Origin of the sequence: Streptomyces sp. DSM 40868 (genome assembly GCF_011820545.1) — a bacterium.
GTDB lineage: Bacteria > Actinomycetota > Actinomycetes > Streptomycetales > Streptomycetaceae > Streptomyces > Streptomyces eurythermus.
On the sequence record NZ_CP050504.1, the window covers coordinates 8,518,395 to 8,539,153 of the forward strand.

The 20,759-nt window shown below is 71.1% G+C and carries 21 protein-coding genes and 1 pseudogene; 11 read left to right on the forward strand and 11 right to left on the reverse strand.

Annotated features, from left to right (window positions below; genetic code table 11):
- Positions 1-57: 57 nt before the first annotated feature.
- Both HB370_RS42560 and HB370_RS38320 read right to left on the reverse strand, forming a co-directional pair.
- Entirely contained in the window at positions 58-621 is a 564-nt protein-coding gene (locus HB370_RS42560) for an HAD-IA family hydrolase (protein ID WP_280117798.1), read from the reverse strand.
- Positions 542-1,359, reverse strand: a protein-coding gene (locus tag HB370_RS38320; protein WP_106980841.1) for an IS5 family transposase whose coding sequence is annotated in 2 segments (ribosomal slippage) — positions 542-1,017 and positions 1,017-1,359 — 819 coding nt in all. Because the reading frame shifts where the segments join, the coding sequence is not laid out codon by codon here. Before HB370_RS38320 ends, HB370_RS42560 begins: the two co-directional genes overlap by 80 nt.
- A 93-nt stretch (positions 1,360-1,452) precedes the next feature.
- Between HB370_RS38320 and HB370_RS38325 the strand changes: the two genes are divergently transcribed.
- Positions 1,453-2,249, forward strand: a protein-coding gene (locus HB370_RS38325) for an IS5 family transposase (protein ID WP_244406079.1) whose coding sequence is annotated in 2 segments (ribosomal slippage) — positions 1,453-1,789 and positions 1,789-2,249 — 798 coding nt in all. Because the reading frame shifts where the segments join, the coding sequence is not laid out codon by codon here.
- 18 nt (positions 2,250-2,267) lie between these two features.
- On the opposite strand, the gene HB370_RS38330 is transcribed toward HB370_RS38325, so the two are convergent.
- Entirely contained in the window at positions 2,268-2,492 is a 225-nt protein-coding gene (locus HB370_RS38330; RefSeq protein WP_030795569.1) for a hypothetical protein, read from the reverse strand.
- Positions 2,493-2,664: 172 nt separating this feature from the next.
- Here HB370_RS38330 and HB370_RS38335 point away from each other — a divergent pair.
- A protein-coding gene (locus HB370_RS38335; protein WP_106980841.1) for an IS5 family transposase occupies positions 2,665-3,482 on the forward strand; the annotation gives its coding sequence in 2 pieces (ribosomal slippage) (positions 2,665-3,007 and positions 3,007-3,482; 819 coding nt in all).
- Between the two features lie 443 nt (positions 3,483-3,925).
- Here HB370_RS38335 and HB370_RS38340 read toward each other — a convergent pair.
- A complete protein-coding gene (locus HB370_RS38340; RefSeq protein ID WP_244405820.1) occupies positions 3,926-4,951 on the reverse strand; it encodes a LysR family transcriptional regulator in 1,026 nt (341 codons plus the stop codon).
- 266 nt (positions 4,952-5,217) lie between these two features.
- Between HB370_RS38340 and HB370_RS38345 the strand changes: the two genes are divergently transcribed.
- Entirely contained in the window at positions 5,218-5,538 is a 321-nt protein-coding gene (locus tag HB370_RS38345) for a DUF6355 family natural product biosynthesis protein (protein WP_030794044.1), read from the forward strand.
- Between the two features lie 198 nt (positions 5,539-5,736).
- Here the strand turns inward: HB370_RS38345 and HB370_RS38350 are convergent.
- Positions 5,737-6,548, reverse strand: a pseudogene (locus HB370_RS38350) (IS5 family transposase).
- A 45-nt stretch (positions 6,549-6,593) separates the two neighbouring features.
- On the opposite strand from HB370_RS38350, the gene HB370_RS38355 reads away from it, so the two are divergent.
- On the forward strand, positions 6,594-6,788 hold the full coding sequence (locus HB370_RS38355; RefSeq protein ID WP_030794047.1) for a hypothetical protein: 195 nt from the start codon (positions 6,594-6,596) through the stop codon (positions 6,786-6,788).
- Here HB370_RS38355 and HB370_RS38360 read toward each other — a convergent pair.
- The 4 genes from HB370_RS38360 to trpD form a co-directional block, all read right to left on the reverse strand.
- Entirely contained in the window at positions 6,756-7,328 is a 573-nt protein-coding gene (locus HB370_RS38360) for a GNAT family N-acetyltransferase (protein ID WP_078637829.1), read from the reverse strand. The genes HB370_RS38355 and HB370_RS38360 overlap by 33 nt on opposite strands.
- Positions 7,329-7,972: 644 nt before the next feature.
- Complete coding sequence (locus HB370_RS38365; protein WP_157855674.1) at positions 7,973-8,191, reverse strand: hypothetical protein; 219 nt, start codon at positions 8,189-8,191, stop codon at positions 7,973-7,975.
- Positions 8,192-8,413: 222 nt separating this feature from the next.
- Entirely contained in the window at positions 8,414-9,805 is a 1,392-nt protein-coding gene (locus HB370_RS38370; protein ID WP_030794054.1) for a hypothetical protein, read from the reverse strand.
- A gap of 1,234 nt (positions 9,806-11,039) precedes the next feature.
- Complete coding sequence (gene trpD, locus HB370_RS38380) at positions 11,040-12,086, reverse strand: anthranilate phosphoribosyltransferase (RefSeq protein WP_030794057.1); 1,047 nt, start codon at positions 12,084-12,086, stop codon at positions 11,040-11,042.
- Positions 12,087-12,281: 195 nt separating this feature from the next.
- Between trpD and HB370_RS38385 the strand changes: the two genes are divergently transcribed.
- Genes HB370_RS38385 through HB370_RS38410 form a run of 6 tightly spaced genes read left to right on the forward strand, consistent with a single transcriptional unit; the run spans position 12,282 to position 18,331 of the window.
- A complete protein-coding gene (locus HB370_RS38385; RefSeq protein WP_030794060.1) occupies positions 12,282-13,172 on the forward strand; it encodes an NAD(P)H-hydrate dehydratase in 891 nt (296 codons plus the stop codon).
- A complete protein-coding gene (locus tag HB370_RS38390) occupies positions 13,169-14,323 on the forward strand; it encodes a hypothetical protein (protein ID WP_106980819.1) in 1,155 nt (384 codons plus the stop codon). The genes HB370_RS38385 and HB370_RS38390 overlap by 4 nt, the downstream gene beginning before the upstream one ends.
- A complete protein-coding gene (locus tag HB370_RS38395; protein WP_030794067.1) occupies positions 14,320-15,864 on the forward strand; it encodes an AMP-binding protein in 1,545 nt (514 codons plus the stop codon). The genes HB370_RS38390 and HB370_RS38395 overlap by 4 nt, the downstream gene beginning before the upstream one ends.
- Positions 15,857-16,477 carry an HAD-IA family hydrolase gene (locus tag HB370_RS38400; RefSeq protein WP_030794070.1) on the forward strand — a complete coding sequence of 207 codons (621 nt, stop codon included), beginning with the start codon at positions 15,857-15,859 and terminating at the stop codon, positions 16,475-16,477. The genes HB370_RS38395 and HB370_RS38400 overlap by 8 nt, the downstream gene beginning before the upstream one ends.
- Positions 16,478-16,490: 13 nt before the next feature.
- The gene (locus HB370_RS38405) at positions 16,491-17,405 is read left to right on the forward strand and encodes an NAD-dependent epimerase/dehydratase family protein (protein WP_051816220.1); all 915 of its coding nucleotides are present in this window, start codon (positions 16,491-16,493) and stop codon (positions 17,403-17,405) included.
- Positions 17,402-18,331, forward strand: coding sequence for an aldo/keto reductase (locus HB370_RS38410; RefSeq protein ID WP_078637831.1), 930 nt, complete (start codon positions 17,402-17,404; stop codon positions 18,329-18,331). The genes HB370_RS38405 and HB370_RS38410 overlap by 4 nt, the downstream gene beginning before the upstream one ends.
- A gap of 29 nt (positions 18,332-18,360) precedes the next feature.
- Here HB370_RS38410 and HB370_RS38415 read toward each other — a convergent pair whose 3' ends face one another.
- A complete protein-coding gene (locus HB370_RS38415; RefSeq protein WP_051816222.1) occupies positions 18,361-19,422 on the reverse strand; it encodes a DapH/DapD/GlmU-related protein in 1,062 nt (353 codons plus the stop codon).
- A 98-nt stretch (positions 19,423-19,520) separates the two neighbouring features.
- Between HB370_RS38415 and HB370_RS38420 the strand changes: the two genes are divergently transcribed.
- Positions 19,521-20,228 (forward strand): PIG-L family deacetylase, encoded by a 708-nt coding sequence (locus HB370_RS38420; protein ID WP_030794080.1) that lies wholly within the window; start codon positions 19,521-19,523, stop codon positions 20,226-20,228.
- Here HB370_RS38420 and HB370_RS38425 read toward each other — a convergent pair.
- Positions 20,209-20,703: an NUDIX domain-containing protein gene (locus HB370_RS38425; RefSeq protein ID WP_348273529.1), complete on the reverse strand. Its 495-nt coding sequence runs from the start codon at positions 20,701-20,703 to the stop codon at positions 20,209-20,211. The two genes, HB370_RS38420 and HB370_RS38425, sit on opposite strands and share 20 nt — an antisense overlap.
- Positions 20,704-20,759 lie beyond the last annotated feature (56 nt).

Consider the following 20,759-nt stretch of genomic DNA (forward strand, 5'->3'; position numbering starts at 1 on the left):
TTCCTGGGCACCGCTACGGGTGCCCCATCAGGGCGGCTCCACCGGGTCGTCAGCACATCACGTCCGAACCTTCACGCAGCATCTGCCCAGATGCTGCTGAACGTCGGTGGCCGACATGAAGAGGTGAGCTTGCAGGCCGGCTGCCGCTGCCGACCTGACGAAGGTGGGCTCGTCGTCAAAGTAAAGAAGATCGCCGGGCGCGGTGGCCATGCGCTCGGCGGCGAGCCGGTAGGCGTGAGGAGAAGGCTTGTCGACACCGAGGTCGGCGGAGGGCATCACGTGATCGAAGGTGATGCCATGGTGTGCAAGGTCGGCGTGCAACGCGTCGGTGGAATTTGACAGGACGCCGACAGGGAACTGCTCGCGGATCAGCGGAAGCAGCCTCAGCATGTCCGGGTCGGCTTCACCACGGTCCTGACGCCAGGCGGCGAGGGCGTCTCGGACGTGGTCTCCGTAGTCAGCCGCGAGGCGGTCGGCGACGTCCTCAGCCCACTGCCGGTTGGTGAGGACGCCGACTCGGGCGAGCCTGTAAGACCGTGTCCTATGTGGTGAGGCGGAGGAGTCGCTTGTAGCAGCAAATGGCTGCGGCGAGTCCGAGAAAGGCGAGGTAGTTGCGGGAATGGCGCTCGTAGCGGTGGTTGAGCCGGCGGTAGCCGGTCAGCCAGGAGAGGGTACGTTCGATGACCCACCGGCGTCTCCCCAATCGCTCGCTGGACTCGATGCCTTTGCGGGCGATGCGCACTCCGATCCGCTTGCCACGTAACCATTTACGCAGGTGAGGAACGTCGTAGGCCTTGTCGGCGTGGAGACGTTGGGGCTTGAAGTGTCGGCCGCGGTGGGGGTCGTGTTTCGTTTGGTGACCGGCCACCATCGGCTTCAGTGCTTCGCTGTCGTGGACGTTGGCGGCTGAGACGCCGACGAGTAGGGGCAGTCCGTTCGCGTCCGACAGGATGTGCATCTTGGAACCCGGCTTGCCCCGGTCCACGGGGCTCGGACCTGTGTGTTCGCCCCCTTTTTAGCGCGGACGTGGGCAGAGTCGAGGACGACGCGGGTGACATCGACGAGCCCTGCGTCGTCGAGCCGGTGCAGTACGGCCTCGTGCAGGCGGCCCCAGACCCCGGCTCTGGACCAGATGAGGAACCGGCGGTGCGCGGTCGATTTCGAGATGCCGAAGCAGGGTGGCAGGGCCCGCCAGGCACAGCCACTGACCAGGACGTAGATGATCGCTGCGAACAGCGTCTCATCAGGCGTGTCCTGTGTCCCGCCACCCTGCGGCCGGACCTTCGACGGCGGGATCAGCGGCTTCGCGATCTCCCACAGCCCGTCCGGAACAATCCAACTCCACGTACCCCGCCCCATGCACAGCCAACGAACGCCTCACCACATAGGACACGGTCTAAGACGCCGTTTCTGATGGTGTGATCGCTCGTTGAGCCGTGCATGACGGATCTGATGGAGCGGTTGGTGCCGGGCGAGTTGTGGACGCTGTTTCGGCGGGTGGTCCCGCCGACGGAGGTCATACGCCCGCAGGGCGGCGGCCGTCGACGGGCCGGGGACCGTGAATGCCTGGCAGGGATCATCTTCGTCGCGACCTCGGGCTGCACCTGGCGGCAGTTGCCGCCGGTGTTCGGGCCGGCCTGGCCCACCGTCTACCGGCGCTTCGCCCAGTGGAGCCGGGACCGGGTGTGGGCCCGGCTGCACCGCGTCATCCTCGACGAACTCGGCGCTCGGGGTGAGCTGGACTGGTCGCGGTGCGCGATCGACTCCGTCAGTGTCCGGGCGGCAAAAGGGGGCCACTGACGGGACCGAATCCGACCGATCGCGGCAAGCCGGGATCGAAAATCCACCTCATCACCGACCGCAACGGCGTGCCGCTGTCGCTGGGTGTCTCCGGCGCCAATATGCATGACAGCCTCGGCCTGGAACCGCTCGTGCGCGGGATCCCGCCCATCCGATCCCGCCGCGGACCCCGCCGCCGGCGTCCGGCCAAGCTCCACGCCGACAAGGGCTATGACTACGACCACCTGCGGAAATGGCTTCGCGAGCGTCGCATCCGCCACCGTATCGCCCGCAAGGGCATCGAGTCCTCCATGCGGCTCGGCCGACACCGCTGGGTCGTCGAGAGAACCGTCTCCTGGCTGGCCGGATGCCGAAGGCTGCACCGCCGTTACGAGCGAAAGGCCGAGCACTTCCTGGCCTTCGTCGGCATCGCCGCGACCCTCATCAGCCACCGCCGGCTGAGCAGGTGAGGGGAACCTGCGAGGAAGTCAGGCGAGCAGCGCACAGCCGACGATGGCTTCCAACTGCAAGAGGAGACCTGGCGTTAGATCGTCAAGACCGCGGTCTTGGTCCGGCACCACGATCGCGGCTCCAGGCCCCACACTGACCTCGCAAGTGCGAGCAGGCAAGAACTCCAGCAGCCAGAACTTGATCTTCGACACCTGTTCTTCACTGAGCTCAAGGGTGTCGTCCTGCGCGATTAGTCGGATCACCCCGACACGGTAGAACGACAGTGGGGCACGCAGTCGAGGGACTGCTGCACCTTCAGGTCAAGACACTCTCGGTACTTACCCTGCGCACGGGGCACTCCCTGCCACGCCGGCACGCCAAAGGAAACGCCGTCTTAGACCGTGTCCTATGTGGTGAGGCGTTCGTTGGCTGTGCATGGGGCGGGGTACGTGGAGTTGGATTGTTCCGGACGGGCTGTGGGAGATCGCGAAGCCGCTGATCCCGCCGTCGAAGGTCCGGCCGCAGGGTGGCGGGACACAGGACACGCCTGATGAGACGCTGTTCGCAGCGATCATCTACGTCCTGGTCAGTGGCTGTGCCTGGCGGGCCCTGCCACCCTGCTTCGGCATCTCGAAATCGACCGCGCACCGCCGGTTCCTCATCTGGTCCAGAGCCGGGGTCTGGGGCCGCCTGCACGAGGCCGTACTGCACCGGCTCGACGACGCAGGGCTCGTCGATGTCACCCGCGTCGTCCTCGACTCTGCCCACGTCCGCGCTAAAAAGGGGGCGAACACACAGGTCCGAGCCCCGTGGACCGGGGCAAGCCGGGTTCCAAGATGCACATCCTGTCGGACGCGAACGGACTGCCCCTACTCGTCGGCGTCTCAGCCGCCAACGTCCACGACAGCGAAGCACTGAAGCCGATGGTGGCCGGTCACCAAACGAAACACGACCCCCACCGCGGCCGACACTTCAAGCCCCAACGTCTCCACGCCGACAAGGCCTACGACGTTCCTCACCTGCGTAAATGGTTACGTGGCAAGCGGATCGGAGTGCGCATCGCCCGCAAAGGCATCGAGTCCAGCGAGCGATTGGGGAGACGCCGGTGGGTCATCGAACGTACCCTCTCCTGGCTGACCGGCTACCGCCGGCTCAACCACCGCTACGAGCGCCATTCCCGCAACTACCTCGCCTTTCTCGGACTCGCCGCAGCCATTTGCTGCTACAAGCGACTCCTCCGCCTCACCACATAGGACACGGTCTAAGCCGCGTGAGGGATACAGATGCCCGGGACAAGGTGTCGGCCCTTTTCCGGGTACTTCGGCGGCCGCCCGCCACGGGTCACCGCGGCGGTCCGGGCGTACGCGCGGGCCCGGCCGAACGGGCTCTTCGTGGTGCCCTTGGCGCGGGGCGTTAGTGCCTCCAGCCAGAGGCGGCCGTCGACCCCATCGCACAGGTCGTCGCTCGGAAGCGGGGCGAAGGGAGCCAACCGCATCCGGTGGGGATTGTGCATCGTTCACGTCCTCGTCAGCGGGTGCGCGTGGCGCCCCGCGAAGCCGAGGTCGTCGTTGCACAGGCGTTCGTCGGCGAGTCACCGCGGCCGTCGGCCCTGTCGCGAGGTCAGGCACGCGAGCGTCGTGGAATCCGGCCCCGCCAGGTCCGCGCTGACCGGCCGGTCGTCGATCGGTACGCGCGCCTATCGGCTGCCCACCGCGCCCGCGGTCACCGCGCGGGCCGTTTCCAGCAGGGCGGACAGGACCGGACGGTCACGGTCCATGGGCATCCAGGCGAGTGCGGCCGTGGACTGCGGCGCGTCGGCCACGTCCAGGTAAGTGACTCCGGGACGCGGGTACAGGCTGCGGGCGGAGGCCGGAAGGAAGCTGATGGCCTGTCCGCGCGCGACGATGTGCAGCAGGCCCTCGATGTCCGCGGCCACGGGACCGAAACGTACGGGTGCACCGTCCGGGCGTGGGTTGACAGCCCAGTCGTCCCACCAGTCACGTGGTGCCTGCTCTGGCATGTCGACCACGAGGTGGTTCGCGAGGTCAGCCAGGGTGACCGGCCGCTCGGCGGGGAGGGCGGTCAGCCCGTCCACCGCCGGCAGGCAGGCGACCCGAGGCTCGGTGACCAGCCGGATGGTACGCAGCGTGCGAGGCAGCGGGAACCTGAGCAGGGCCGCGTGTACCTCCCCGTTTGCGAGCGCTTCGACTTGGTTGCCGAAGGTCAGCGCGCGCAGTTCCACCGTGATACGGGGCTGACGCCGATGCAGTTCAGTGAGAATGGTGTGTGTGTAGGGCATCGCTGCCTCTCCGGCGATGAAGCCGAGCACGAGACGGCCGTGCGCCTGACGTGAGTGCTCGATGGCGTGGGACCGCAACCGCGCCATGGCCTCCACCACTTCCCGGGCCTCGGAGGCAAGCGCCCGACCCGCCGGCGTCAGGGCCACCGACCTGCTGGTCCGGTCGAGCAGGGCGACTCCCAGCTTCCCCTCCAGCAGGCGCATCTGCTTGCTGAGAGCGGGCTGGGTCATGAACAGCCGTGCCGCCGCCCGCCCGAAGTGCAGTTCCTGTGCCACCGTGAGGAACAGGCGCAGCTGGTGGGTGCTGGGGTCGCGGTCGCCGCCGGGGAATTCAAGACCGCGCGTCTTCGCCGCTGACTCGCCTTCGATCGGAACGTCTCCCATACAACAAAGGCTATCGATCGGGTGCGGACGGAGATGCAAGAACTGTTCTCTCCTCGCGGGGACCCGGTGAAGAATGGTCTCGCGGGGGAAGCCAGGACTCCGGTCTCCGAGCGACGGAGAGCCCACCTGCGCATAGTAGGAGCGGGTCGTCAACACCATGTGAAGGTGCCGCGACAGTGCTCGCCCGGAGTCACGAATGACTGACGTACTGGTGCCCGCGGCCAGAGAGCCGAGCCATGCAACTCGGACTCCTGTCCTGGACTGCGGGAGAGGCTGGTACTCGTCCGACTGAGAGGAAGAACGCGATGACACTTCTCCAGAAGGCTGCGGCCACCGCGGCACTCGCGGTAGTCGCTGCCACCACGGTGAGCATTGCGCCAGCCGTGGCGGCAGCCCCGATGCAGACGACCGGAACCAGGCAGGCCGCCACAGCGTGCGGCTGGCGCACCGACTGGACGGGCCACGCCTACTACAACCACTGCGGCACCGGCAATGTGGTCATCTTCGTGGACCGGCTGAACATCGGCGGCATCAGGGACTATGAGCAGTGCGTCACCCCTGGCGATCACTACCTTGGCGACTGGCCCGACTTCCAGGGCGCCTGGTACGCAGGGAAGACCTGCTGACGAACACGTACGCGACAGGCACCTGGACAAGCGCGGGTGCCTGGCCTGCCGCGCGGGGCACATACCCCAGGCCGATATGCCCGAGTCGGGGGGCGGGATTACGGCTTGGTGCCGGTGATCGTCTCGCGGCTGCCGCCCTGGCCGGAGTTGCGGTCGACGCGGGCGAGGCTGACCGGGGCCTAGGCAGTGTCTTGTCGATCACGTGTCAAGCCAGATGAGTGTGCTGGCCAGAGTGATGGCGGCAAGGTAGCGGCCAGGCTGTTTGTCGTAGCGGGTGGCGATGCCGCGCCATTGCTTGAGGCGGTGGAAGCAGCGTTCGACGACGTTGCGGCGACGGTAGACGGCCCTGTCGAAGCCGCAGGGGCGCTCGCGACGCCGGCGTCGGCCCGCGAGCTGGTCGATGCGCTCAGGAATGGTCGCTTTGATGCCGCGTCTGCGCAGGTAGGCGCGGAAGGAGCGGGCCGAGTAGCCCTTGTCGGCCACGACCCGCTCGGGCCGGACGCGGCGCCGTCCCGGTCCGGACCGCGTGACACGGATCTTGTCGATGACCGTCTCGGCCTGGGTGCAGTCGTTTCGCGTGCCGGCCGTGACCGTGAAGGACAGCGGCCGGCCCCGCCCGTCGCAAGCCAGGTGGATCTTGCTGGTCAGTCCGCCGCGGGAGCGCCCGAGCCCACGCTCATCGAGCCCCCTTTGGCGGCCGTGTGCTGATGGGCCCTGACGATCGTGGAGTCCAGCGCGACCAGCCAGTCCACCTCTGCCCGCTGCTGGGCTGCGGCCAGGAGCCGGTCGAAGGTTCCGTCGACGGCCCAGCGGGCGAAGCGACCGTGCACGGTCTGCTAGGGTCCAAACCGCTCCGGCAGATCCCTCCAGGGCACCCCGGTGCGGAACTTGAACACGATGCCCTCCAGGACCTGGCGGTGATCCCGCCACCGTCCACGGGCCCGGCCCACGGGCGGCAACAACGGCTCGATCACCGCCCAGGCAGCGTCAGTTATCTCCTCGTCCCTCACGACCAGTCCAACGATCGGATGATCGGAAAGACACTGCCTAGGACCGTGAACAAAGCCAGCCAGGCCAGCGAGATCCTCGCCGACTCCGCCGAAGCCCACCATGTCCTCGCCCGCCGCTACCCGCAGGCCCGCATCCAGCGCATCCCGTTCGCCGTCCACCCCATCACACCGCCGCTGCGCACGGACCTCCACGCCGCCCACGGCGTGCTACGCCGACGCGCCCCCGGCAGCAGTGACTGATAAGAACCGCGTCGAACCGGCCGCTGGCAGTCGGCTTGAGCTGGTGTTGATGGTTTTGGTCATGGCCCGGTTCACGCCTTGGTCGCGTCCGGGGACGTATGAGGGGCAGGGCACGTATCCGGCGCGGTGGTACAGGGCCAGGGCGGCGGTGTTGCGCCGCCCGGTTTCCAGCATGATCTGGGTGGCTCCGCAGCTTGTGGAGTGCCGCTCGAGGTGTTCGAGCAGGTACCGGCCGATTCCTTGCCCGCAGGCCTGGTCGGTGACGTACATCCGTTTGATCTCCGCGGTGTCCTCATCAAGGAGGCGTACCCCGCCGCAGCCGACCGGCTCGTCGCCGATGCTCGCGACGAGGAACAGGCCGCGGGGCGGGTCGAAGTCCGTCCCGGGCGTGGTGTCCGGGTCGTCGGCGAAGCCGTACAGGCGGAGTTGGTCGGCGCGCAGGACGCGGGTCAGGCGGCGGGCGTCGGGGTGGTCGTACGGCACCGCGGTCACGGAAGGCGCTAGGCGTAGCGCTTCGGGGGCGGTGGGCGTGGACGTCATGCACCTGATAGTGCCCTGTCGACGGTCGCGAGTGCACGGCAGGCTCGTCCCGTACCCCGTTTCGGGACCTGGACGAGGTCGAGGCGTTGCGGGCCGCATGGGACGAACCGCTGGAGACTTACATCGAGCAGGTCGCGGCCGGCTTGCGGTAGGGCAGGCTAAGGACGGCGGCCAGGGCAAGCGAGTGAGCGTCTGGGCCGCTCTAACCGATTCGCCGGCGTGGATCTGGCAGCGGGCTGCCGGCTGCTGCTCCGCAGATGCTGGCCACGCCCCGGGCTGCCCCGCCGAGCGGCCGGTCGCGCAGGTCGTGACTGCGGCGGCCAGGAGATCGATCTGCCGGGCGGCCGGGATGCCCGTCGGGGGCATGCGGTAGGAGACCGGCTTGTCCGGGGACGCGGTGGGGCCCGCCCCGCCGTCTGCTGTGCCGTGGTGGTGGGAGGATGCGGCCGGGCCGGAGGAGAAAGCACTCATGGAGTGGTCTTTCCGTACGTCGCCGAGGACTTCGGCGGTTTCGGGAAGGGCTCACGCCGAAGTGGCCGTATGGCCTATGCTGACCACCGGTGGGCGAGCCCTTGTCTGTAGGCATGCGCCGACGGCTGCCGTGGGCTGTGAACTTGCGGCGGCCGGTCTGTTTGTGTAAGCCCTTATCCGTTTCTGGCGGCCTCCGATCCCGCGGTGGCGAGCCGGTAGCGGGATGCGGCGTCGCGTACCACGGTTCCCTCCTTGTGGAGTTTGCTCAGGCGGGCCCGGATCCTCGACGCGGAACGCGTGACACCGAGGTCCTGCGCCTCGCGCATGATCTCCGGGGGCAGCAAGCTGCTCCGGCCGCGCAGGACATGGAGGATGCATTCCTCGATAGACATCCGCCGGCCACCCTCGTCGGCCGCGGGCTTTTCCAGGTTCGAGGGGGTGGCGTCGTTGCCGGTGGTGTCGCCTTCTCCGGTGTAGGGCGCATCGCGCGCAGCAGAGTGGTGTTGTCCGCTAGTCGCCTCCGACCGTCCCAGACGCTGGCGGTACCGGTGTCCGGCGGATTGCTGGCCCGGTTGCCTGGAGAGAGGACAGCCAGTGCGGAGCATGCTGGCAGATCAGGTGGTGGTTCTGGCGCGTGCGGGGTGGGTGTGGTGGAGGAACTCTTTGGCCCGGGGATCTGTTGCCCAGGGTGCGAGGTCGTTGGTGAGGGCGTGCAGGTAGCTGCGGGCGCGGGTGGAGTGCACCGTCCTCAGGATGGTGCGCGCCTGAACTCCGGTTGCGAGGCCGCGGTCGAGGTCGCCGTTGCGCAGGTGGCTGCTGGCCAGGACGGCGAGGCGGATACCGGTGGCGCGGGTGAACTGGTCGGCGGGCATGGGCTCGGCAAGCCGGGCCCATCGCAGTGCCGCCTTGGGCTGGTTCAGGTCTCGGTAGATTTCGATGGTGTCCGTGGCCAGCCGGGCGTGGGTGAAGTAGGCCAAGTGCTCCGGGTCGTGGATGCCGGGCCGGATGGAGTCCAGGAGCCGTTCGCAGGTCGCGAGGGCGGTTTGCGCGGCGCGCGCGTTGCCGGCACGGCCGTGGGCTCGGGCTTCGGCGAGTTTGGCGAAGGCCAGCACGCGGGGGGCGGCGTGGCCGCGGCCGCGTTCGTAGGCGCCTTCGGCCATGTCGGCTGCGTGTTCGGGGTAGCCGCGCAGGAAGGTCTGCAGGGCCATGGTGGCCAGGACGTAGCAGCCGGTTTCGATGTCGCCGGCGGTGCGGGCGAGGCTGAGGGCCTGGACGAAGCGGCGCTGGGCGACTTCGTGCTGGCCGACGTCGAAGGCGGCCCATCCCACCACGCGCGAGAGTTCGGCGGTGGCGGCGAACAGTTGGCGGCCGACGGCCTGTGAGTACCTGCCCAGCAGCAGCGGGGCGGCCTGCGTCTCAAGGCAGTGTGTGACGCTGCTGGTCTTCCAGTTCCCGCCGCCGAACTTTGAGTCCCATTCGCGGGCCTCATCGGCGGCGGCCCACAGCTCGCTGACGTCGCTGCGTCCGACCTGGCGTGTGCCGCGGCCGGCCGGGGGCTCGGCGGCTGGCCGTGCGAGCCAGCGGGTGACGGGGGTGGTGTAGGCGGACAGCGCGAAACCGCCGTTGGTGAGGAAGTGCCTGCGGTCCACGGTTCTCCAGTAGGTCGCGGCGACGCGGACGGCGTCGACGGGGTCGCGGGGGAAATCCAACCCCAACTTCCGCCCGGAATCTGGTGCCATGGGCATGCCGATGTCGTCGGCGGTGACGGGCCGCTCGAGGCGTTCTGCCAGCGCAGCGGCCAGGAACTCGGGCACACGGCCGCGTGGGACCATGCCGAGATTCACCCATCTGGTGACGCTGGTGTGCTCGTAGCGCAGCGGGACGCCGTGGTGAGCACCGATCTCGTTGACCCGGGCGGCCAGCCATTTCCGGCTCGCTCCCGACTCGTCAATGAGCCGGGCCAGTGCCTCGTTGGCATGGCCCGTGCGGTCGTTGGTGTCTGCCACCAAAACCTCACACCTTGGATGGATGCCGCGCAGCACCGAACGCCGCGCGGCGGCGGGCTTCGAGGGTAGGCGCGGGGGCGAACTCCGCGCTGGCCAAGTGCGGAGTTCGCCCCCCGAGTTCGCCTCCCCAACGCGGGCCCGGCACGGTTATCTGGTCACTGCCGAGGAGAGCGGATCGCAGCCTCACCGGGCGGTAAAAACAGGCGTCACGTCTCTCCCTCCGGTCACCCCACGCCTGCGTGCAAGCCCAACGATCGGTCCGCGCCCTGCGGCCCTCGACGGGCAGCGACTTCATCCAACGCACTGCCTGGTCACACCATCCGTTACCGCGCGCACGGCCGCCTACCGGCTGCCGGGCGCCCTTGAGTGGGAGGACGTCATGCCAGACGCGTTAAAGCCGGTGTCCTGGGCGGATCTGCCGATGCCCGATCTGCACCGCTTGACCACCAGCCAAGACAAAATCCGGCACTACCCGCATGATCCGCTGCTCGTCGAGGGGTGGGCATCGGTGTGCCGTCTGTCCGGTGCCGAGGGGGCGTACCGGTTCGCGGAGCAGACGGGACTGATGTGGCTCCGGCCCGACCTGGCGCTCTCCGGTGGCGTGGAACGCGTGCTCCACCACACCGAGCAGGCGGGCTTTGTCCCTCTGGCCGCCCGGCCGGCCCGGCTGAGCCGAGAGGGCGTCCGGGCGTTGTGGTGGTGGCAGTTACGCCGGGCGACGGTGGAGCGGCTGCTCCTGCTCGACGCGGTGGCCACGCTGGGCCCGGGTCTGCTGGTGCTGTACGGGCATCCGCACGGGGCGGTGGCCGAGCGCCTGACGGAGCTCAAGGGCGGCAACGTCCCCACGGCCCGTGCGCCGGAGTCGTTGCGGACGGTGGCCGGGAGCCCGAACCGGATCCTGACGATGGTACACACCAGCGACGACGGTGCTGATGTGGTGCGGGAACTGGCGGCATTCCTCAACTGGCCTGAGCGGGCGATTTTCCTCCAGCAGGCGCAGGCCGGCCGTGGCCGCCCGCTTGCGGGCCGGCGGGCGGTCGCTGAAGCGGTCGCGGCGCTGTGCGCCTCCTACCCGCTCCACGCCCGCGAGCAGGGGTCCGATGGGGGCCGGGAAGCGCGGGTGGAGCGGTTGGCGGCGGAGGTGCGCCAGCCGGAGACGGCGTCGCGGTGGGCGGCGGTATGCGACTGGGCGGAGCGGGTGCCGGCGGTCAACGCCTGGACCGCGCCCCGGGTGTCACAGGGTAGCGGCGAGCTTGAGCCACCGGTCGAGGGTGGCGGCCGCGCTGCCGTCGTCGATGGCGGTGCGGGCGGTGTCCAGGGCGTCGGCGAAGGCGTCGTCCAGGTCCTCGGCACTGATACCGCGGTGGGCGAGGATCGCTCCGGCAGCGTTGGCCAGAACCGCATCGCGGGCCGCACCGTGCTCTGCGCCCAGGACACGGTGGACGGCCGCGGCGTTGTAGGAGGCATCGCCACCGCGCAGCCCCTCCGGGCTCGCCCGGGGCAGGCCGTAGCGGGCGGTGTCCAGAGTGCGGGCGGTAACACCGTCCGGGCCGGTGGCCCAGACGGTGGTAGGCGCGGCGGTGGTGATCTCGTCGAGGCCGTCATCGCCACGTACGACGAGGGCCCGGGTGCCGCGGTCGGCGAGGACAGTGGCGAGGACCGGGGCGAGCCCGTGGTGGGAGCAGCCGACGAGGGTTGCTCCGGGATCGGCCGGATTGGTCAGCGGGGCCAGGTAGTTGATGGCCGTGGGCACGCCGAGCGCCTTGCGGACGGGCCCGGCGTGCCGCAGACCGTGGTGGAACTTCGCTGCGAAGGTGAAGCCGATCCCGGCTTCGTGCACGCAGCGGGCGACAGCGTCGGGGGACAGGTCCAGGGACAGACCGAGTGCCTCGAGAACGTCGGCGCTGCCCGCCTTGGAACTGACGCTGCGGCCGCCGTGTTTGACGACGGGGATGCCGGTGGCGGCAACGACGATGGCGGCCATCGTCGAGACGTTGACGGTGTGGGCGCCGTCGCCTCCCGTACCGACGATGTCGACGACGCGGCTGCCGTCGACCGGGAGCGGGACCACCCGCTCCATGAGCGCGTCGAGGAGCCCGCGCAGCTCGGCCGCGGACTCGCCCTTGGCACGCAGGGCCACGAGGAATCCGGCCAGTTGCGCGGGCTCGGCGGCGTCGTCCATGACCTGACGCATGGCCCAGGCCGTGTCCTCGGCGTCCAGGTCGGTGCCGGCCAGGAGAGCGGCGAGCAGGCGGGGCCAGGTGCGGGCGGCGGGTGTCACGGGGGTCCTCTCGATGCGGCCGGCCCCTGGTGGGGCGGGGGCGAGGGGCTGCGGGGTTCGAGCGTATCGAGTCCGGGCGAGCCCGGTGGGGGGAATCGGCCAGCGGCCGTCGTGCACGCCGGGCGCACGTGGGCACGGTCGACGGTGGGCGCGTGTCTGCGGCGCCGGGCGGGGGCCGTGAAAGGCGACGGCGGCATGGTGTTCGTGGTCGGAGGGTCGCAGATGTACGGGGCGCCGCCGTATCTGGCGGGCTTGGGGGCGTTGCGAGCGGGCACGGACCGGGTCTACGTCCTGGCCCCTGCCAGTCCGGCCGCCGCAGCGGCCGCACTGGGCATGCACATGCTCCCCGTCCGCGGCCGGGAGCTGGCCCCGGCAGACGTCGAGGACCTGGTGCGGGCGTCAGACGCGGTGGAACAGCGCCTGGCCCAGACGGGGGCGGCTGGACGCGTGGTGTGGCTGGTGGGCCCGGGCCTGGGAGGAAGCCCCGTAGCGGACCGGGTGCTTGAGGCGCTGTGCGTGGCCAGGAACCGCAGCGGCGTGCGGTCGTCCGCCGTGGTGGTCGACGGGTCGCTCGGCGGCGGCGAGCAGGGACGACAGCGACTCGCCGCTCTGGGCGCGGCCGTCGTGCTGCTGAACCGGGCCGAGGCAGCCGCCCTCGCCGGGCAACGCCACCGACCGGTGCGTTTGCCGGTGACGGACCTGGTGCGGCTGGCTGGCCGGACAGGCGCCACAGCAGTGGTGGCCAAGGACCGTGTCGACCGCGTCGTCACCTCATCGGAACTGGTGCACCAGATCACGGCAGGACACCCGTCGCTGGCCAAGAGCGGCAGCGGGGATGTGCTCGCCGGAGTGACGGCCGGACTCCTCGCCCAGGGCCTGCCCGCCCCGCAAGCGGCCGCACTCGCCTGCTACCTCGTGGGCACCGCCGGACAGCGGCTCGCCCGCCGCACGGGAGTGGGCTGGCTGCCCAGCGACCTCCCCGACGCCCTGGCCGATCCGATGCGCCACCTCCTCGAGAGCCGGCCGCGCCTGAACCGGATCGCCCAGCTGATCACCGATGTACCCAACCGATGGAGGCAGTCATGACCACTGTTGCCCACACACCGCCGTCCGGCACCCGGCACACCGTGGCCGACGATATAGCGGGCGTGTGCGAGGCCGCCCGCACCCACCGCGCCTACGGCGAGGAGCACAGCACCCTGCACCCACAGGTGTGGGAGGCACTGCGGTCCTCCCCCCTTCCGAGGGCCGCACTCCCCAAGCACTGTGGGGGACTCGAGTGGGGCGCTCCGCACATCGTGGAGGCCGTGCGCGTGGTGGCGGCCGCGGACCCGTCGGCCGGATGGGCGGCGGCGATCCACGCCCCGGCCGGCGCGTTCCTGGCACGGCTGGACCCGCCGCTCGCCAAGGAGCTGTGCCCGCCGAGCGAGACAGCGGTGGCGGCACCCGTGATCGGCGGGTCGTCCGTCCCGGCCGGCACCACAGCCCCCGCCGGGGACCGGATGCGGCTGCAGGGCAGATGGCCGCTGGTCACCTCCGCTCCCCAGCTCACGCTCGCCGCGCTCGCCGCCCGGACCGAGGAAGGGACGCGGTGGTGGCTCGTGCCCGGCACCGAGCTACGCGTGGAGGACGACTGGGACGCGGTCGGGCTGCGCGGCAGCGCCTCCCACTCGGTGTCCTGCGACACCCTCGTCCCCGCCGGCCACAGCGTCTGTCTCACGGACCCGGCACGCATCGACGGCGCGCTGTACCGGTTTCCGCTGTACGGGCTGATGGCCGCGTGCATCGCGGCGGTCGCTGAGGCCACGGCCGAACGGGCCCTGGAGGCGTTTGCCGCCTTGGCGCAGACGGCACGCCCCCGGCACGCCACCGGCTCCCTCGCGCACCTGCCGGCCGCGCAGGAGCACTACGCCGCCGCGAGCGCCCGGCTGTCCGCCGCCTCCGCCTTCATGCGAGAGGCGGCCGGCCAGGCGTGGCACGACGCGGTGCGCGGCCAGGTCGAAAACGCCGCCCGGGCCCGGCTGCGGGCCGCGGGCGCGCACCTGGCGGCGACGTCCGCCGAGGTGTGCCAGAGCGTGTTCGAGGCAGCCGGGGCGGCAGGCCTGTACCGCAGCAGCCCGCTGGAGGGCTGCTGGCGTGATGCGGCCGTCGCCTCCCGCCACGCCCTGGTCGCCGCACACGGCCGCCGCCTGGCGGGCGCGCAGATGCTCACCGGATCCGCAGGAGGGCACCTGTGACGCGCACACTACTGGAGGCGTTCCTCGCCCAGGCACCGCAGCGGCCCGCCGTGATCAGCGGTGAGCGCGGTCAGGTGTGGACGTTCGGGCGGCTGCTGGCCGCCGCTGTCCACACAGCCGGGCGGCTGCGGGACGGCAGCGGCTGCGCCGGCCGCACGGTACTGGTGCACGCCCGGGGAGCGGGCGGGCCGCTGTTCTCGGTCGCCGACCTCGCGGTACTCCTGGCCGGCGCCGTACCGGCCGTCATCCCCGCCCACCTGCCGCCCGGCCAGCCGCAGCAACTGCTGCAGATGCTGGACCCGGCGGCCGTCATCGACACCGCCCCCGGCCACGAGCACCCGGTGCTCGATGCCGCACACGCCCAGTGCCTGCCGGTGCACTGCCTCACCGAAACCGGGCCCTGGCCCGCCGAGCCGGGCGCGGCCGGACGAAGGGCCGCGCGCGCCTGGGCTGCTGAGCGGCGTGAGCCCGCAGCCGCGATCGTGTTCACCTCCGGCACCACCGGCAGCCCGCGCGGCGTCATCCTGCACGACCAGGACCTCGTCGCCGGGATCCGCGCGTGGCGTGCGCACTGGCCTGCCGACGCGACCGCCCGGGGCACGCTGGCGTACCTGCCGGTCGAGCACGTTGCCCAGCGGATCATGGGCCACTGCCTGATGTGCCTGTTCGGCACCACGGTGCACACCACCACCCCGCCCCAGGCGGCCGAGACGCTGGTCCGGGTGCGGCCGTCGCTGCTGTGGGGGGTGCCGTACACCTGGGTGCACCTCGCCCAGGAAGCCGAGCGCGATCCGGGTGTGGCGGCCGCGCTGGGCGGGGTGCGGCTCGCCGTCAACGGCGCCGCCGCGCTGGACGCCCGGGTCGCCGGCCGGCTCGCTGCCTGCGGCCTGCGTGTTGCCGGGGCCTACGGCGCCACCGAGACCACCGTCCCCGCCTTCCATCAGCCGGACGTCCGCGACGGCCGTCTGGGCCGCGCGGTCGGCGTCGAGCACCGGCTGGCCGAGGACGGCGAGTTGCTGATCCGCAGCCCGTACGCCGCGGCCGGCTACGTCACCCGCTGGCCGGCCATGCGGCCGGTCACCCGCCAGGGCTGGTGGCACACCGGCGACGTGGCCCTGGACGACGGTGGCGGGCGGCTGCGACTGGCGGGCCGGGTGGCGTCGGCCTTCAAGACCGCCCGCGGCCGCCTGGTCCAGCCCGAACCCGTCGAGGCGTACCTGCTGGCGCAGCCTGGTGTGGCCGCGGCGTGCCTGGTGGGTGACGGCCTGCCCGCCACCGTCGCCCTGGTGTCCGCGCCCCGCACCGCCGACTGGCCCGACGAGCAGGTCCGGGCCTTGGAGGAGGATCTCGCCGGCTGGCTCGCCCGGGCCCAGCGTGCGGGCGCGGTGCCGTGGACGGATCTGGGCGCGGTCCGCGTCGTCGCCGACATGTGGGCGGAGTTGGGCCTGGCCACCTCCACCGGCAAGCCCCGCCGTGCCCAGCTCGCCCGCCACTACACCCGGCTGATCACCACCGCCGTCCAGGAGGACACCCATGCCTGACACCGACCCGCGTCCCGTTCTGCTGATCGACATGGGCGGCGTGTTCTTCACCTACTCCTTCCAGCAGGCGATCGAGCATTGGGCGAAGGCGGCCGGTACCCAGGCGCAAGCGCTGCACGAGGCGTGGCAGATCGACGCCCCCTTCGACCGGTTCGAACGCGGCGAGATCGAGCCCGCCGCCTACCTCGCCCACCTGCGCCGCCTGCTCCACCTGGAGTTGGACGACGCGCAGCTGACCGAGGGCTGGAACGCGATCTACGGCCCGGTCAACACCGACCTGGTGCGGCTGCTGCGCACCCCGGATGTGCGGGACCGGTTCACGGCCGTCGTCGCGGTGTCGAACACCAACGCCCTGCACGCCCCTGCCTGGCGGCGCCTGTACGAGCGGGACCTGGACGTCTTCGACACGGTGGTGTGCTCCCACGAGATCGGCACCACCAAGCCGCTCCCCTCCTTCTTCGACCACATCTGCGCCGCACACCACGTACCGCGCGAGCGCCTGGTCCTCGTCGACGACATCCCCAAGGTCACCCGCGCCGCGTCCGCGCTCGGCCTGACCACCCACACCTACACCGACAACACCTTCCTTCAGTCCTTCTTGAAGTCCCTGTAAGGAGCATGCTGCTGTGGATCACGTTCTGATCACCGGCGCCGCCGGGTTCATCGGTTCCGCCCTCACCGAGGCACTGCGCGCCGACGGCACCCACGTCACCCCGGTCGACGACCTGTCCGTGCCCTCCTGGCGGCCCCGCCCGGCCGGCCTGCAGGCACGCGACGTCCGTTCCCTGACCCCCGAAGACCTGGACGGCGTGGACACCATCGTCCACCTCGCCGCCCACAAATCCGTCCCCGCCTCCTTCCACGCGGACACCTTCGGACACAACACCGCCGTCGACCGGCACCTGCTCACCGTCTTCGCCGCATCCGGCGCGCGCCGCTTACTGCTGGCCACCAGCTGCGAGGTCTACGGCGACCAGCCCGGACCGCTCGCCGAGACCGCATCGTTGCGCCCGCGCTCCCCGTACGCGGTCGGCAAGGCCGCCACCGAGCACCTCACCGAGGTGTACCGGCTGATGACGCCCGCCGACCGCCAGCAGTTCACCACGATACGGCTGTTCAACACCTTCGGACCCTTCGAGGGGGATGACGCGGTCGTTCCCGCGTTCCTGGACGCGGCCGCCGACGGCCGCCCGCTGCCGGTCGAGGGCGACGGATCGCAGGCCAGGGACCTCACCCACATCGACGACACCATCGGGATGCTCCGGCGGATCCTGGCCGGCCGCGAACTGCCGCCGGCCCTCAACGTGGGATCGGGACACACCACCACCATCCTCCAGCTCGCGCAGCAGATCATCGCCCTGACGGGCCGCGGCAGCATCGAGCACACCGCGCCGCGCCCCAACGAAATCTCCTCCTTCACCGCCGACATGCGCCGCTTCGAAAGCCTCTACGGGCCCGTGCCCCGCCGGGACCTGCGCGATGCGCTGGCCGACACCCGCGACCGGCGCGCCGCGGCCCGGCCCGCCCTCACCGCCCGATGACCAGCCACACCCTCCATACGGGCCTGGTGGCGCTGGGGACCTTCGAGTACGGGTCCACGGTGCCACCGGGCCAGGCCCGGCAACTGCTGGACACCTTCTGCGCGCTGGGCGGCCAGATCATCGACACCGCCCCCACCTACGGACCCACCTCCGGCGGCTGCCAGGCCGAGGCGCTGATCGGGCGGTGGCTGGCCGCCTCCGGAGCGTCGGCGGCGGTGGTGAGCAAGGCCGGCCTGGACCCGGCCCGGCCCGAGCGCGGCATCCTGGATCCGGCGGCGCTCATCGCCAGCGCCCACCGGTCCGCCGAAACGCTCGGCCGCCCGCTGACCGGACTCCTCTGGCACCGCGACGACCCGGCCGTCCCCGTCGGCGAGATCGCCGACGCCGCGCACCAACTCGTCACCGACGGCACCACCCGGTATGTCGGCGCCTCGAACTGGACCACCAGCCGCCTCGAGGCATGGATCCGCTACGCCGACCGCAACCAGTTGGCCAGGCCCCGCATCAGCCAGCCGCTGTGGAGCCTGGCACGCCGCGCGCAGCCCCCGGCCGAGCCGTGGCTCGTCGAGGCCGGCCCCGACCACCTCAACCTGGCCGCCTCAGCCGGGCTGACGCTCATGCCCTACCGGACGCTGGCCGCCGGGTACCTCACCGACGCGCACAGCGGACGGCACGCCGCCCACCACCAGGCCACCTACGCCACCACGGACAACACCGTGCGCCGTGAGCGGCTGCGGGCGGCGGCCGTCCGGCTCGGCGTCAGCGTTCCCGGCCTCGCGCTCGCCTGCCTGCGGGCCTCCACCCGTGCCCGGGTGGTGCCGGTGATCGGCCCGCGTACCACCGGCCAGCTACACGAGGTCCTGAACGGCGCGGGCACCGTGATCTCCCCGGACCTGGCCGCCCACCTCGCCGGAGGGCAGACGTGACCGCGGCCGCGCCTCCGGCTGGTGACGTATCAGGTGAGGAGCCGGGCGAAGCGGTGGGGGACGATGCCGGTGGAGTTCACCGGGTAGGGGAACGACCAGGTGGCGCGCCGGCAGAAGTCGCGCAGGTCGTGCCCCACGGCATCCAGATCTCCCACGATCGACAGGGGTTCACCGAAGTCGAACACCGCGGTCCCGGCCCGGCCTTCGACCGTGACGTGCAGGGGCCCGCCAGCCGGGGTGAGCCGGATATGCCGCTGCTGACCGTCCTTGTCCCGCACCTGCCACGCCCCCTTGGTGCCGGCGGGCGTCACGTGCAGTCCCTTGTAGGCCAAGCGGTGCAGCCACCGGTTGACCAGGTCCTCCACGGCCGTGCGGCGGGCCGCCGCGTCGAGGGCTTGCGGTTCGAGGCGTCGTTTGACCTTCGCGGGCACGCCGGCCGCCAGCACGCCCGGGGGCAGAGAGGCGGTCACGGTGGCGGTGGCCGCCACCACCGTCCCGGCGCCGACGGTCACGCCCGGCAGGACGGTGCACCGAAACCCGAGCCACACCGCATCCTCCACGCGTACGCCGGCGAAGGCCGCCTGGTGGCCCTCACGGACCGCGTGCCCGGAGTGGTAGCCGTGGGTGAAGATCGTGACCTGGGGGCTGATCCCGACATTGTTGCCGATGGTGATGGGCTCGGTCGGGTTGAGCGTGACGTCCGGTGCGAGCTGGCAGCCGTCGCCGACGGTGACGGTGGAGTGTTCCTCCATCGACGCGCCCGCACCCACCTGCCACCGCAGGCCGATGTAGGTGCCGGCGCCCACCGTCAGCTTCCGGCACACCACGTCCGCGGCCGCGTCCAGCCGCGTGCCCGCACCGGCTGTGAACCCGTCGGCGGCCAGCACCCGGCAGCCCGCCCCGACCTGCACCTCCTCGGCCAGCTCGATCCGCGCCGCGCGCAGATCACAGCCCGCCTCGATCACCACCCCGTCCCGCAGGACGAGTTCGTCGGCGACGATCACCGACCCCGCGCCGATCCGCACCCCGGCCCCGATCCGCTGACGCCCCACCCGCACGTCGACACCATCGAACACCCTGATCTCCTCCATCCCAATCGAACACCCTGAACACCGAGGCGCCCCGCAGGGGCCGGCCGCACAGCAGCAGCTGGCTCCGTGGGAGCACGCACGAGAGAGGACCGATTCCTGTGACCGACCACCCCGTCGAGCGGGTACTGGCCGTGGCCGCGCACGCCGACGACGAGATCCTGGGCGCGGGCGGCACCTTGGCCGTCCACCGGGCCGCCGGACACCCCGTGATGCTGCTGATCCTCAGCACCTCCGGCACGAGCCGGCCCGGCACCGCCCACGACCACGCCCAGGTTCAGGCACACCGGACGGCCTGCGCCCAGAAGGTCGCCGACCTCTACGGTGCCGAACTCGCCCTCGGAGATCTTCCGGACAACCGGTTCGACACCGTGCCGCAGCTGCGGCTCGCCCAGACGGTCGAGGACGCCGTGCGCGGCTGGCGGCCCACGATCGTCTACAGCCACAGCGCCGCCGACTTGAGCCGGGACCACCAGCTGACCGCCACCGCGGTGGCCGCGGCGACACGGCCGCAGCCGGGCACCAGCGTCCGCACCGTTCTGGCCTGGGAAGTACGCTCCGCCACCGAATGGGGCATCCACCAGCCGCTCCGGCCCACCTGGTTCCAGCCCCTCACCGACGACGCACTCGCTTTGAGGCGGCAAGCCCTTGAGATCTACGCTTCCGAGCTGCGGCCCTGGCCCCACACCAGGTCGATCAAGGCACTGGAGCACCAGGTGCGCGTCCGCGGAGCGGAAGTCGGCGTGGACGCCGCCGAGGCGTTCGACGTCATACGCCACCTGCCGGGCCTCACCGGCCGGCCGGCGTGAACACCGCGCCCTGGCCCTGGTAGTCCAGGGCCAGGGCGATCCGCTCGGCGACGTACGGCCGCATGGCGGGCAGCGCCCGGCGCGGAAACCAGGCGACGCACAGGGACTCGTCGTCCGCGACCCGCGCCCGATGCCCCTCACCGTCCGGCCGGCACACGAACAGCAGCTCCAGATACTGCGCACGGTCACCGTTGGGATGCGTGATGCGCGGCGACACCGTCACCGCCACGAGCCTCTCGACCACGACCGGCACGCCGGTCTCCTCCCGCACCTCGCGCACGACACCGTCGGCCGGCGCCTCACCGGGCTCGAGGATGCCCGACAGCAGCGACCACTCACCGGTGTCCGACCGACGATGCAGCAGCACACGGCCCTGGCCGTCATGAACCACGGCGTTCACCCCAGGCAGCCACAGCAGAAAGCCGGGGCCGACGTGAGCACGCAACTCGGCAACGAAATCGGGGGTCAACAGCACCACCACCTTCGAACGGGACCAGCCCATGCAGACGGATCAGCACCCACCTCACGCCA